Source organism: Vibrio sp. St2 (assembly GCF_947311885.1).
Lineage (GTDB): Bacteria > Pseudomonadota > Gammaproteobacteria > Enterobacterales > Vibrionaceae > Vibrio > Vibrio coralliilyticus.
On record NZ_CAMZNA010000001.1, the window covers coordinates 383,162 to 396,742 of the forward strand.

Below are 13,581 nucleotides of genomic sequence, written 5' to 3' on the forward strand. Positions count from 1 at the left end.
GAATGATCTTACCGAGCAAACGCCTTTCCAGAGATAGTGATTTTCTGGAGTTTGCCAAGCACTATCAATCCATATCAGGCAATACGAGCAAGATAGAGCAATTGAAGAGCCGAACGTGTGTTCGTGCGTTTTACGACTCAAAAGGAGAGATGTGCGCAGGGTATACCGTCAACTGCGACAACCCCTTGGTCTATATCGCGGATTTACCGAAAGACATGGAAGCGCACCCCCTTCAATATGCGACGGAAAACATCGTTGAAGGTGGAGGGCTTTGGGTCGAGCGAGAGCTATCTGATTTTGAGCGCGGTTTTGTCTTTATCTATGCCAGCTGGGACGCGTACCGTATGAAGAAGCGTTATTTCATGTCAGGTGCCCGCAACCCTAAAGTCGCTGAAAGACAGAAGTATATATACCCCAATATCCTGTTTGAAGGCCCAACTGAGAAGTTTGATTATGTCTGTATGCTTTACTGCCGGCGTCAGTATATTTTATTTCAGATTGGGCTCTTTATTTCACGATACTGGATTGCTCAACCGATTAAAAAGTGGTTTAGAAACCTGAAAACAGCGACAACTTAGCTTCAATTAGAAAGAGCCTCAAATAAGGCTCTTTCTATAGCCATTCCCGTTAAAAAGCTCTAGTCAAAGCTGCCAGCACGATACCAAGGGTGATGGATGTAAGTGGTTGTTTAAAGGCCAGTGTGCCAATAGCCGTCACCAGTAAGGCGACCTTCGCGCCTATGTCTCCGGTAATAAACAGTGGCGCTATAATCGCTACTAACACTGAGCCCGACATAGCGGCGATAAACTGCTGAACGCGCTGGCTGATGGGAATGTAAGACATCACATAGATGCCACCCCAGCGAGTAATAATGGTGACGATGGTCATAACCGCTATGATCGCCAAGGTGCCTAGATCCGTTGTCTCAATGTTCATTTTTCTTTTCTCCTACAAGCACACCAGCAATGCCTCCGGTTAAAGCACCAACAATCACGTGAGCGTTCTCTGGCAGATACAAATACGCGGCAATGGATGAGAGCGCCGCAGACGCCCAGATAATGTAAGTGCCGTTGTCTTTATTACCCTCAAGCACCATGGTAAGCAGGAAACACCCCATGACCATATCAATGCCATAAGCGGATGGGTTTTGAATCGCGTTACCAAAATAAACACCGATCCAAGTGCCGATAATCCAGAAAATCCAAATCGCCAGACCGCCACCAAACAGAATACCTAGTCCTTTCGAGTGTTCGTCTTTAGCAAACGCCTTCATCGACATTGCCCAGTTGGCATCTGAAGCGAGTAACATCACGCCGTAACGTGGCAAAGCCTTCATGGTTTTAATGTGAGGATACAGTGTTGCGCCGATAAGAAGGTGGCGGGCATTGATGGCAAATACCGTGATAGCTAAAGGAAAAACAGGGACATGCGTTCCCCACAGATCTAAAGCGCCAAACTGAGATGCGCCAGCAAAAACCAGCGTGCTCATCCACAAAGAAGAAGATTCGCTCAGCCCGACCTGAACGGCCGCCAGACCAAATGCAGTGCCAAAGACCACAACGAATATTGAGATCGGCAGTAAGCTGATAAAGCCTTGTTGTACGGATTGATACTCTAGTTTTAATTCTTTTTCGAGCATGGAGTTAGCCATTTTTATGAGTGATGCAAAGTGAATCAAACAGTAAACTGGAATGATGAAATCGAAAAGCGCATAATTCAGAAATTACCCATTCGAAAATCGAATGATGAATAATCAAGATCTTCAAATTGACTGGTTAAAGAGTTTTGTAGCTATCGTAGACGCTGGCTCTCTATCTAATGCCACGGCAAGTGTCCACCGTTCACAATCTGCTGTGAGCATGCATCTGAAAAAACTGGAAAATGCGACGGGTAGGAGGCTTATCGTCAGAGGCAGTCGAAGCATCGACTTAACTGAAGAAGGTCAGGTGTTGCTGGGCTATGCTAGGCGCATACTCGATTTGCATTCAGAAGCGCAGGCTGCTTTTCATGGTAATGAGTTAGTCGGCCAGGTGAAATTAGGAGTGCCCGAAGACTATGCTGCTGAATATTTAACTCCCATATTAAGAAACTTTGCTTCTCGCTTTGTGGGCGTTGAAATCGAACTTGATTGTGAGCAGTCCACTTCGTTGATTCCTAGAGTTGAAAGTAACGATCTGGATTTGGCTTTGGTTTCAAGAGATAACGCCAGTAGGGGAACACTGCTTTTTCAGGAGCCAATGGTCTGGGTTGGAGCGCCACAATTTGAAGTTTGGCGCAGAGAAACTCTGCCTATTGCCGTTTATGAAAGCTCAAGTCTCGCTAGGCGCAGTGCAATCAACTCTTTGGCTCAGCATGGCAGGCCTTATAAAGTGGTTTACAACAGTTCCAGTGTTGCTGGACAAATTGCAGCAGTTGAGAGTGGACTGGCTGTAGCGGTGTTTACCCAGTGTAGTGTGCCCGAGCATCTTGAAGTATTGGGGCACGAACATGGATTGGGCCCATTGGAGCCAATGGAAGTCGCTGTTTATCGTAGCAAAGCGTCCAAAGGCTCCAGAGCGGTAGACTATCTTCATGATTTGCTGGTGAAGACATTGAAAACAGTGTCTGTTCGCTAAAGCGTTATCATATCGATAGAGTACAAGAGAGAATGAAATACGCTTGATTTTCAATTATCTCCGTTGATGTGGTGGTGCTGAAGCACCAACCACACATTGTTTTTTACCACAAATTGATTCTTACCACTCCATTTCTCCTTTATGGACTTTTGCTCCAATACTGAGAGCAACAGGCAACGCCGCATCTCCATATTTCTCATTCATTTTCTCAATCAGCTGCTCGCTGTTGTTGGTTGTTTTCTTAGCTTGCTTAAAGTCTTGGAGATATTGCCGAGAATATTGAATGGAACTCACGTTTAACTCAGTGCCTGAGATCATATGGCCCGGAACAACGATTTCTGGTTTCAGTGACTGGATTTCTTCCAATTGTTTAGACCAAAGTGCTTGGCTTTCATTGCTTTGGGCATCTGCCATCCATAGGTGGAGGTTCGTGCCATATATTGAAACGTTACCAAGTACCGCTTTTTCTGATGGAATCCAAAGATAAGGTCGGTGGGCAATGTCACCATCAGTACCATGAATTTCAATGGTATGGCCGTCAATGGTTAAACTGGAAGCGGTGTATGCTGTTGGAATATAAGGTGTTACTGGTGCGTTATCGCCCATGCGCGGCGCCCACACCTTAAGTTTGGTCGGCAGTTTTTCTTCGATAACTTTTCTTACAGCAGGCGTTGTAATGATTTGCGCTTCTGGGAACAAGCTATGCAGGACTTCCGCACCAAAATAATAATCCGGGTCCGCCTGGCTAATAAAGATCGTTTTCAAGGTTTTACCTGTATCCAGCACTTTGGCTGCAATGCGAAGTGCATCTGCTTTGGTGAATCCAGTGTCGATAACCATAACCTCATTTTCGCCAATTATGAGTGTTGAATTAACGTGGAAACTGTTTTGGTCAGCGTTGTAAACATCAAAAGTGAGGTTTGATTGTTCAGCTGCCAAAGTATTCGTCGCGATCAGCATCGAAGCTGCAAGTAGGGTAAGTTTTTTCATCATTCTCTCCATTAACTGGGCTGTGTGTTGGGACATGAGGATGATAGGAAATTGACCTGACCGGAAAAATACCTCAAAGTTGACAACATTGTTTCTTAATTCGAACATATATATGGATAGACTTACCGCTGCTAAAGTATTTATCGATGTCGCACAGTCGGGCAGTTTTACTGCCACAGCAGATAGGCTAGATATGTCGAGACCGATGGTCACCAGATACATTGAAGCAATGGAAGACTGGCTTAGTGTGCGGCTTTTGCACCGGACGACCCGAAAAGTCTCTCTCACCACGGCAGGTGAATCTTGCCTTAAGCAAGTCGAACAATGGTTGGAGCAGGCTGATAAGCTAACAGCGACAACGGATACTGGTGATGAACTAACAGGGACGGTGAGAATTGCGACCAGTATGTCATTTGGCTTTTCACAGCTCATACCTGCGATTACTGCGTTTATGAAGCTGCATCCCAAGGTCAGTATTGACATCGATCTTCAAGATTCAGTGACAGATATGGCAGACAGCCAGATTGATTTAGCGGTCAGGATCGCTTCTAATCCAGATCCGTCTTTGATTGGCAAGCCGATAGCCGTATGTGACTCTGTGATTGTTGCTTCTCCGAGTTATGTTGAAAATGTCGAGCTGAGTACACCGGAAGATTTATCGAAATTTCAGTGCTTAGGGTACAAAAACTTCCAGCGCCACGTATGGCATCTGAGTAAAGGCGACGAGCATAAAGCGGTAGAGGTGCATTGTCAGTTAACCGCGAATGAGGCTACCGTGTTATTACACGCAGCGCTGACCGGGGCTGGTTTAGCGATTCAGCCTAGGTACTTAGCTGATGAATATTTATCGAGCGGTAAGCTTGTACAAATACTCCCCGAATGGAGGCCACAACAGATGAAGGTGTATGCTTTGTATTCTTCCCGAAAGCACTTGTCACGGACAGTGCGTTGTTTGATAGACTTCTTTGAAGATTACCTTGCAAGCTGAACATCTCTATTAAATCAATGAATCTTAAAGCTATCTCCCGAAGAGAAATCGAGAGATAGCTGCATCATATTAAGGATTGTCTACTCGATACCAAAAGCATCGTTTTGAGTTGGTTCTCGCATCTAGCATCCACGTATAGCTACAATGGTTATCATAGCTATAACGGCCTACGTCAACAGTGTATGGGCCAAATGAAATATCTTGTAGCGACTCAAAACGTCCGTTATACAATAACGAAAAATGCAGGTGAGGCCCTGTTGAAGAACCACCTTGACATAAAGCAATGTTTCTTTGACTGGCATACGTTCCTATCTTTTGGTTCTTGGACACCCAAGCCCCATCTTGAACCTGTATTCCATCCATGTGGTAATAGTTTGTTGCCCATCCGTTTGGTGCCGTTACTCTCAGTTGGCAACGAGAAAATACAGAAACATAGCCTTTATGTGCAGCGGTGACACTATAAGTTTGCTCGCCCCAGCGTGGCCAGTCATAAGATACGTCAACTGAAGACAGAGGGTAGCCAGATCCTGTGTGCGAATGTGGGCCGTTTGGTATCCAGTTATATCCCACCCTCCAAGGCCACTGCATATCAGGGGGAGAAACGAAAGAGGTTTCTTCAGCAGCTATCGGTGTCCCAAATTGCTCAGAATAAAACGTCTGCCACTTAGGCCATTGTTCGACACTCTGGAGTGATGACACAACAGCATAGGTTGCAGCGAGATCTTGTGTCTCCAGCTGTTGCTTTGTGTGATAAAAAAACTGTGAAAGGCGATTTGCAACGTGTCTAATTTCACTCCTAACGTGTTCTAACTCAGCCTCAGATAATGTGTGATTAAGCGTCCAGCCATGAGACACCGCCAGTGTTGCTAAAATCACTCTAGGATCAACCCCCATTGCTCCGCTCCAATGGTTGAGCTCCTCTTCTAATACTAGCCACTTAGAGTTTTCATCGAAGTAATCAGTGATCAAAAATGGGTATGTTACTGGCCTGTAGACGAAACTTTGCTCTGTGAGTAGAGTTGGAATATTGTGCTGCTCCAATGTCGAAAGGTTAAGTTCACCTGTGTCGATAGTAGGTAGAATAGAGTGCGAGAATCCTTGCGCACTAAAAAGTATTAGCAAGGTACCAAGTTGTGTTTTCATAATGTTCTCCAGCCAACTGTTATGCTTGCAAGCCCCAACATGGTGAACTTACGAGCTGACAGCGAGTTCATAGGAGAACGACTGCTCGTAATCTTTTCTCTTTTGATCATTGCAGCACTGCAAGCGATCTTCACTAGCAATAAATGCCAATGACTCTTAAGCCTAATACGGCGTGTTACTCCTGATATGCCGATGTTGAATAGAGTAAAATTCTGCCGTTTTGAAAGTGTAATAAGTAGTGCACTTAGTACCAAAATAGTGCTTTGTCGTACGCTGTATAGAATGATGAACAGAACTTGTGTCGATGGCGAAGAGTGAGAGGCAAAAAATGGATGATAGCTCTGACTACAAGGCCTCTAGATGAGAGTATAAGCAGAGCTACAGTGGGATAAATGTATAGAAGAGAGTTCTATGTCGATCCAGCTTACTTCTCTTTGAAAGTCAGAGTCAGATTAAGCGGCACACGATCTGAAATCTTAATCCCCCCAACCGTCGCTGCTAGGTTTGTTAAGTTCTCAGTAGGGATGCCAAAATCCGATGCACCAACAATCACTGGAGAAAGCGAACTGACCATTACGTGACCGTCTGATTTGAACGCCACGACTGAAAAGTTAATGGTCTTAGTTTGTCCATAAAGGGTGACCTGGGCGGGCACTCTTAATTTCTGTGGAGCATCAGACAATGATTGTGTATCAACGTTACCGCTTACCGTTACTGTCGGGAACTTAGCAGAGTTAAAGAACAGCTCGTTCAGGCGACTATCACGAATTGGAATGCCTGTTTGGATGCCTTTTAAATCAATAGACACTTCAAACTTACCGCTACTGTCAAAAGTGCCCGATAAAGTGTTAATTGTTGCAGGCTCAACAACAAACTGATTTTTAATCGTTGCGAAGCTGACTGAAGAAAGTGAGGGATCCAGTTGGTAATTATCTGCAGCAAACGAATGAGCAGATGCCAAAGCCAGAGCAAGACTTAAAACCGGTAGAACTTTTTTCATTATTGTAATCCTTTTGATAAGTGTTCGGACTCATAGTAGTCCCATAGACGACAAGGCAACAATGAATTTATTCGATAGATTTTTGTGCTTTTTTCGATGGAATATTAAGCAGGTACAGGAGGCCTAAAAGCAACACGATGTTTTTACGTAACCGTCACCTCGGCTCCCGTTGATTTGTTAAATACGATCCAGTGATAGCTGCCATATTCTCTTGGTTCTTGCTCGGGAGGTGTTGATTGGTGTACGAGTCTTCAAAGTTGGGCGAATTTTTCTCGAATTAATGGTGTCACATACTCGAAGAACGCATGAACTTTCGCACTACGCCTCATATCAGGGTGCGCCAGCAGCCATAGTTCAGTGTCATATTGGCTCAAGTTCCTGTGTATCGAATGCAAGTTAGGGTTACTTTCGCATAGATAACGTGGAAGAGCAGCAATTCCGAAGCCTGCGACAGCAAATTCATGAACACCCATCAACGAGTTCGAAATTGTTACCGGTGCATCGGCATGTTTGAGTTGGTGAACGATCTTGTTCATTGATGACTGATTAAGGTTGTCGATCAATCTTAACCAGTGAAAGTTCTCTGGCTTATCGTCGGCCATAGTTTCTATATAATTGTGGCTTGCATATGTGGCATAAGATATTTCGGAGAGCTTCCGACCAACCCAGTGTTCTGGTGGGTTTCGTGTTGGCCGTAAAGCTATGTCGGCTTCACGCTGAACCAAGTCTAAATTTTTCGCACCGGTTAAAATACACAATTCGACATCTGGATAGGCATATTGAAATCCTCTAAAGATATCCACCAGCGTATACATCAGAGAATCAGTAGTCGTAATGGTGAGTTGGCCTTCAAGCCTAGAATTCTGGCCGCCTAGCTCTCTGTGAATGCGGTCAACACCTTCTTTTAGTTCCTGAGCGTACTGGAAAAATTTTTCTCCTTCGGCTGTCATTACATAGCCGGTCTGCAACCTTTCAAAGAGTGTGACGCCAAGCTTTAGCTCAACGCCTTCGATACGGCGAAATACAGTCGAGTGATTTACTCCCAGCTTTCTTGACGCAGCAGAGAGCGACCCTGTCTCGCAAACAGCTAACACAAAAGGAATGTCATTCCAATCTAAGTCCTGTGCATTCATGCAAGCATCCTTTGCAATGTTGCTTAATTTACGTGCACAGACTATCGAATTATATTTTCTTCATCAACTAAGGTATGCCAATAACAGTTGGCAGCCCTGAGGTTTGAGATTGAGTAATGGTTTAGGAGAGAAGATATGAAAATTTTGGTTATCGGCGCAACAGGTACCATTGGTAAGGCGGTTGTCGAACAGTTATCAACGCAGCATGAGGTTATCCGTGCAGGTTATAAAGGAGGAGATGTCCAGGTTGATCTGTCTTCAAAGGCGTCGATCGAGGAGCTGTTTAATCAAGTTGGGACATTGGACGCTATTGTAAGTACTGCTGGGGCCGCCAACTTCGTTTCGTTAAATGAAGCTAAAGATGAAGACTTTCAACTTGCACTTGGCAATAAATTGATGGGACAAGTCAATCTGGTGAGAGTAGGGCAGAAGTATTTGTCTGATGGTGGTTCAATCACTTTAACATCAGGTGTGCTATCGCATCAGCCAATGCCGGGCTCAGTCACGTTAAGTATGGTTAACGGCGCTTTAGAGTCATTTACAAAAGCGGCTGCGTTGGAAGTAGAGCGTAATATTCGTGTTAACGTTGTCAGCCCAGTGTTTGTAAAGGAAACCATGGAGATGATGGGTATGGATCCAACCTCTGGCCTTTCTGCTGATGACACCGCTCAGGCGTACGTCGCATCAATCGAAGGTAGCGCCAATGGAGAAACGTTAGACGTTTTAGACTTTGTGTAAGTAAGCACTGTTTTTCAAACAAAGGGGCGCCTAAGTAGAGGCTCCCTTTTATCTGGGAGATGCTCCGTCCTAAGTAAGAACTGATTGAATGGCATACAGGTACGCGTCGTGTGTAGCTCAGTATCCATATTAGGTGTTCATGTTTCATTCACGTAGTAAATAGTAGTTTGTTCCTGTTGCTAGTTTCATTAGCGGAGAAAGGAAAATGGATACCAAAGAAAAACTATCATCGATTACCATCACACTTCACTGGGTCGTAGGTGTATTAATGCTCTACATGGTTATGTCAGGCCTCTTTATGGAAGACATCGGAATTCAATGGCTGTTTGATTCTCATACCTCGTTTGGTGTGGCAATCTTATTGGTCGTCATTCCTAGAGTTATCTGGCGTTACTCTAATGGCTGGCCGGAGCATGTAGGAGACTACACACAGTTTGAAAAAATAAGTGGTAAGGCAGTACATTGGGCACTTCTGATTGCGACTCTACTTATGCCGTTATCAGGCATGATGATGGCGATTGGCGGCGGGCATGGCTTACACTTTTTTAGTTTTGATCTTTTAGCGGCTACGTCAGACTCGGCTAATCCAGGAGAAAATCTGGTTATTTATCCGCTTCTTGATGATATTGGGGATACTATCCACTCCTTCATCGGCGAAACACTCTTGCCTGCTGCGATCATTCTTCATATTGTCGGAGCACTCAAGCATCACTTAATCGACAAAGACAGAACGCTGCTGCGAATGCTAGGTCGATAATTACGTAAATTTAGGTACCGTTCTAATGTTTCACATGGAGTTATAAATGCGCCAGTGTCAAGAAGACCCGTCAAGTAAAATCGGTGAGCTGGGCGCACAAAAAAGGCCGTATCATTTTCATTGCCCAAATGATACGGCCAAAGCTATCAATCGATTAATATTTGAAGTTAGCGACAATTTGCTCCAGTTTGTGGCTAACACCTGACACTTGTTCGCTACAACGAACGGAACCTGCTACTACTTGGTGTGTATCGCCTGCTAAATGTGCAATTTCGGTAATGTTGCGGTCTATCTCTGCAGATACCATGGATTGCTCTTCTGAAGCGGTTGCTATTTGTGTATTCATGTCCGACATTTCACTGATCCGCAACGTCATCGCGTCAATCGCCTTGACCACTTCCTTGGTACTGGCCTTGGTATGATGCGCTTGATCTAAGCTTGAAGACATTTTCGTAACGGTTTGTTGTATACCGGATGTCAGAGTCTGAATTGTGGTTTCTATTTGATGGGTGGAATTGTTTGTCATCAGCGATAGCTGTCTGACTTCATCGGCTACCACAGCAAAGCCACGGCCATTTTCACCCGCCCGAGCGGCTTCTATTGCAGCATTTAGAGCAAGGAGGTTAGTTTGTTCTGCAATTCCTTGGATGGTCGCGATCACCTGATTAATCTCTTTGCTCTGCTCAGCTAGGTCCTCAATTAAGGCTTGGGACTCTTCAATATTCGTCGAGAGAGCTTCAATACTGTCACTGGTTGAGTGGGTGACATTTAGAGCGCTGTCGGCCTGATGTTTCATACTCTCAGCATTTTGAGCTGCGGACTCGATATTGGCGGTAATCTCATTGCTGGTCATCACTAATTCGTTGACCGCAGTCGCCACAGATTCTGACTGTACCTTCTGCTGCTCAGCATTATTCATACTTTTTACAGCGGCATGCTCTGAACTGCATGAGCTTTCACTCAACACCGACATAACACTGGCTAACTCTTTAATGTGACCATGAAGTTGGGATATGAATCGGTCAAAAGAGTTAGCAAGTTGGGCTAATTCATCATCACCTTTGGCATTCATACGGACTGTTAGGTCACCATCCCCGCTGGCAATGTTTTCCATGAGAATGTTTATGGCTTGAATACGGCTTAGGATGCTTCTCCCAATAAGGAATAACATGCTTGAGAGTAAGACAACAATTGCTCCTCCAATTAAGAAAAGTTGACTTTTGATTTCTGAGGACTTTCGAGAAATGACTTGGCTTATCTCAGTTTGCAGGCCGTTGATGGCTTCTTCAGTATTATGAACGTTAGCTCTTAGTGCGCCTCTAAGCCCCTCGCTAGAGGTCAGACCGAGAATTTCACAAGCCTCGACTAATTTTTCTGCGTTGCTTTGGTATTCAGTAAACACCGGCTGAAGTGATTGAGGAACATGCTCACTTGCAGAAAACTTATCTAGAGAGGCAAGGAAGGAGGCACTTGTTTCTTTATTGGTATTAGCGAGATATCGATAATCCGCTTCCATTAGCTCAAGTAGTTCAACTTCTAACGCAAAACTGTCTTTGTCTGCTGCAGCCACTTTCAATGCTTTTCTAGAGCGTTCCAATTCTGCAATTAAGTTGGACGCGACATCAACTCCTTCAATTGCGTTAACTTGGTTTACCAACTGGTGAAACTGGACTTGGTACTGATTGAGAGTTGATACAATAGTGGAGGTACGTTGTTCCATATCAAGATTGTGAGACTTTAAAACGATGGTAAGGGCCGATAAACGTTCTGATAACTCTTGAAACGTTTTGTCGAAACGTTGAGTGTATTTCATATCTTTACGCGCAAGAAAATCCTTTTCGTGACGACGTAACATAAGCAGATCGACGGAGCTTTGTAGATTATCTATGGCCGCATGTTCTAAGGATTCGAAGCTGTTAAAACTGACTTGCTCGTAATAAGCGTACAAGCCGACGCTAACCAGTAAAGTCAAATTGATAAGAATTAACTTAGCACGAATGGAAAAAGAAAAAGCAAACCGCTCTGATTTAGGTGAGCCGTTCATGGACACCTCCCTGTAGCCTGATGACATTGAATATTCGCTTTAATTATGTGCTTTATGACAGTTTTGTTAATGCGAATATAAAACTAATAGCATTGGAGAGGTGTTTTGCAAGTTAGCTGGCTATAAATATCATTTCATATCACCTTTTACATCAAATACGATTTTTTCTGCTCCGGTGAAAACCTGAAATCTCAGCCCTTTGGCCCTTGCTATCGTCGTAATTCCAAACTTTTTAGCTAAATCTAACCCCATTTGGGTAACGCCAGAGCGTGAAAGTAATACTGGAATACCCATCTGCGCTACTTTGATGACCATTTCTGACGTTAGTCGACCCGTTGTGTAGAAGATTTTATCTTCGCCGCTCAGATTCTCTAGCCACATTTCTCCGGCCAGTGTGTCGACAGCATTGTGCCGACCGACGTCTTCGACAAAAGACAACACTTCATTGTGTCGGCAGATCGCGCAACCATGAACAGCACCAGCTTTTTTGTAGGTGTCGTTGTAGTGAGTGAGCACCTCAAGTGCAGAATAAATCTCCGATTGCTTGAGTTTCACTTGTGGTACCTGATAGTTCTCAAGCTGCTTCATGACATTGCCGTACATGGTGCCCTGACCACAGCCTGAGGTAACGGTTTTCTTTTTTAGTGCACTTTCAAGATGCTCAGTGTTTTCTTTCGTGATAACGGCTGCGCTATGGGTTTCCCAATCGATGATGACTGACTCAAGTGACTCTGGGTCTGAAAGAAAACTCTGGTTTTTTAGGTATCCAAGTACAAGAGACTCAGGGCGTGATCCTAATGTCATCAGCGTGACGATTTCTTTCCAGTTGAGCATCACAGTAAGAGGGCGTTCACAGGCGATCTGTTTGACAATTTTTTCACCATATTCATCGCAGACTTCTACTTCCATGGTCTGCAGTGGATTCTCACTGGTTCGGATGATGTTAGGTTTCACTACAAGGTTTCCTGCTTTAGATTGTTTGCGGTTTTGAAGGGGTAAGCAAATACCGTTCCCATGACGTAATCCAATCACAGACCTTAGGTACAGTTATTGCTAGAAAACAACAAAATGAATATTTGAGCGAATAAGTATGTCAAAACAAGAAATTGTTGGTGCTCAGCTAGAGAAATCTGAGTCTCTGTGGTCAATGAACTGTGACCTCAAATCCCATGAAATCTCGACGGGAGTATGGTCAACCACGCAATGGCAGCTGCTTGGGTTTGAGCTTCAACCTGACAGTTACAGCGAAAATACAACGACGCTACAACTACATCGAGATGAAAGAACAGATTACCGCTTCAACCTGAGTTCTCAACAGCCAAAGCTTTTTTTGATCCTGGATGCTGTAGACAATGAAGAACAACCTCATATCGTTTCACTGACGGCTTCGCAGAGTGCGGCTGGCCAGTATATGGATGGTGATTATCTGGTGTTATCTAATGAAATGCCGTTGCCTGTTCAAGCTTGGATTGAGGCGTACATTGGTCGTCATGGTGAACTGCTTGAAGTGAGACGTAAGAAGCGTAAAGGAGCGGGGCGTTCAAGTGGCAAGTAGCTTTATATCGCGTTGGTCTAAACGCAAGCTTGATGGAGAACAGGAGCAAAACGCTTCCCTATCTGAGCTGCCTTCGGAAGAAGTGGTAGCGCAAGCCGAAGGTGACGATGGGTCTACAGACAACGCGTTAGAACAAGACTCTGAAGAGACGAGTGTGGCAGCGTTATTGGTCTCTGAAGCCGAATCAGCCGTAAAGAAAGCGGCGTTGAGAAAGCTGCTCTTATCCGGTGAGTTCAGTGAGATCGATCGACTCAATGACTATGATCACGACTATAAAGCGGTGAAGAGTTTATCCACCGACGTAGCCGCCAAGCTTCGGGAGTGGGTGAATCAAGATGATGAGCAAGAAAATTCCACTGACGTGGAGTCTGATAGTTCAGATGTTGAACAGCCTATGAATACAGAAAATGATTTAAGTGCTGAAACCGATGTCGATGAGATGGGACAAAATATACCACACAAAAAATAGGTACATTTTGACTAAACAATCAATTACGAGGGTGGGACAAAATGTCTCACCCTTTTTTTATTCGGTTCTCTAGTAAGAAGAATGACTGTAACTGGTTGATATTAAAATTGGTATAGCAATTGCTAATGAACGGATAAAACAAAATTCAT

Annotated in this window: 15 protein-coding genes; 7 read left to right on the top strand and 8 right to left on the bottom strand. The window is 44.3% G+C overall.

Translation table 11 applies throughout. The annotated features are described in order from the left end of the window. Positions 1-2: 2 nt before the first annotated feature. The gene (locus tag QMA41_RS01680; protein ID WP_019276888.1) at positions 3-578 is read left to right on the top strand and encodes a hypothetical protein; all 576 of its coding nucleotides are present in this window, start codon (positions 3-5) and stop codon (positions 576-578) included. Between the two features lie 49 nt (positions 579-627). Here the strand turns inward: QMA41_RS01680 and QMA41_RS01685 are convergent, their stop codons facing one another. Then, positions 628-936 carry an AzlD domain-containing protein gene (locus QMA41_RS01685; protein WP_281628677.1) on the bottom strand — a complete coding sequence of 103 codons (309 nt, stop codon included), beginning with the start codon at positions 934-936 and terminating at the stop codon, positions 628-630. Further along, entirely contained in the window at positions 926-1,639 is a 714-nt protein-coding gene (locus tag QMA41_RS01690; RefSeq protein WP_281628678.1) for an AzlC family ABC transporter permease, read from the bottom strand. Before QMA41_RS01690 ends, QMA41_RS01685 begins: the two co-directional genes overlap by 11 nt. Before the next feature lie 103 nt (positions 1,640-1,742). Here QMA41_RS01690 and QMA41_RS01695 point away from each other — a divergent pair, with 103 nt between their 5' ends. Then, complete coding sequence (locus tag QMA41_RS01695) at positions 1,743-2,615, top strand: LysR substrate-binding domain-containing protein (RefSeq protein ID WP_281628679.1); 873 nt, start codon at positions 1,743-1,745, stop codon at positions 2,613-2,615. Between the two features lie 120 nt (positions 2,616-2,735). On the opposite strand, the gene QMA41_RS01700 is transcribed toward QMA41_RS01695, so the two are convergent. Then, on the bottom strand, positions 2,736-3,605 hold the full coding sequence (locus QMA41_RS01700) for an MBL fold metallo-hydrolase (RefSeq protein WP_229630740.1): 870 nt from the start codon (positions 3,603-3,605) through the stop codon (positions 2,736-2,738). 112 nt (positions 3,606-3,717) lie between these two features. Between QMA41_RS01700 and QMA41_RS01705 the strand changes: the two genes are divergently transcribed. Then, the gene (locus tag QMA41_RS01705; RefSeq protein ID WP_281628680.1) at positions 3,718-4,593 is read left to right on the top strand and encodes a LysR family transcriptional regulator; all 876 of its coding nucleotides are present in this window, start codon (positions 3,718-3,720) and stop codon (positions 4,591-4,593) included. A gap of 69 nt (positions 4,594-4,662) precedes the next feature. Here the strand turns inward: QMA41_RS01705 and QMA41_RS01710 are convergent, their stop codons facing one another. The 3 genes from QMA41_RS01710 to QMA41_RS01720 form a co-directional block, all read right to left on the bottom strand. After that, on the bottom strand, positions 4,663-5,736 hold the full coding sequence (locus QMA41_RS01710) for a M23 family metallopeptidase (RefSeq protein WP_281628681.1): 1,074 nt from the start codon (positions 5,734-5,736) through the stop codon (positions 4,663-4,665). A gap of 424 nt (positions 5,737-6,160) precedes the next feature. Further along, a complete protein-coding gene (locus QMA41_RS01715; protein WP_281628682.1) occupies positions 6,161-6,736 on the bottom strand; it encodes a YceI family protein in 576 nt (191 codons plus the stop codon). Positions 6,737-6,987: 251 nt separating this feature from the next. Then, complete coding sequence (locus QMA41_RS01720) at positions 6,988-7,869, bottom strand: LysR family transcriptional regulator (RefSeq protein ID WP_281628683.1); 882 nt, start codon at positions 7,867-7,869, stop codon at positions 6,988-6,990. Positions 7,870-8,004: 135 nt separating this feature from the next. Between QMA41_RS01720 and QMA41_RS01725 the strand changes: the two genes are divergently transcribed. Together QMA41_RS01725 and QMA41_RS01730 are read left to right on the top strand one after the other, a co-directional pair. Continuing rightward, a complete protein-coding gene (locus tag QMA41_RS01725) occupies positions 8,005-8,607 on the top strand; it encodes a short chain dehydrogenase (protein ID WP_281628684.1) in 603 nt (200 codons plus the stop codon). Between the two features lie 205 nt (positions 8,608-8,812). Continuing rightward, positions 8,813-9,364 carry a cytochrome b gene (locus QMA41_RS01730; protein ID WP_281628685.1) on the top strand — a complete coding sequence of 184 codons (552 nt, stop codon included), beginning with the start codon at positions 8,813-8,815 and terminating at the stop codon, positions 9,362-9,364. Positions 9,365-9,518: 154 nt separating this feature from the next. Here the strand turns inward: QMA41_RS01730 and QMA41_RS01735 are convergent, their stop codons facing one another. After that, positions 9,519-11,408: a methyl-accepting chemotaxis protein gene (locus QMA41_RS01735; protein WP_281628686.1), complete on the bottom strand. Its 1,890-nt coding sequence runs from the start codon at positions 11,406-11,408 to the stop codon at positions 9,519-9,521. A 129-nt stretch (positions 11,409-11,537) separates the two neighbouring features. Beyond that, positions 11,538-12,317, bottom strand: coding sequence for a formate dehydrogenase accessory sulfurtransferase FdhD (locus QMA41_RS01740; protein WP_281629152.1), 780 nt, complete (start codon positions 12,315-12,317; stop codon positions 11,538-11,540). Positions 12,318-12,498: 181 nt separating this feature from the next. Between QMA41_RS01740 and QMA41_RS01745 the strand changes: the two genes are divergently transcribed. Both QMA41_RS01745 and QMA41_RS01750 read left to right on the top strand, forming a co-directional pair. After that, on the top strand, positions 12,499-12,963 hold the full coding sequence (locus QMA41_RS01745; RefSeq protein ID WP_021457226.1) for a DUF3305 domain-containing protein: 465 nt from the start codon (positions 12,499-12,501) through the stop codon (positions 12,961-12,963). Next, positions 12,953-13,432: a DUF3306 domain-containing protein gene (locus tag QMA41_RS01750; RefSeq protein WP_281628687.1), complete on the top strand. Its 480-nt coding sequence runs from the start codon at positions 12,953-12,955 to the stop codon at positions 13,430-13,432. The genes QMA41_RS01745 and QMA41_RS01750 overlap by 11 nt, the downstream gene beginning before the upstream one ends. Positions 13,433-13,581: the final 149 nt, after the last annotated feature.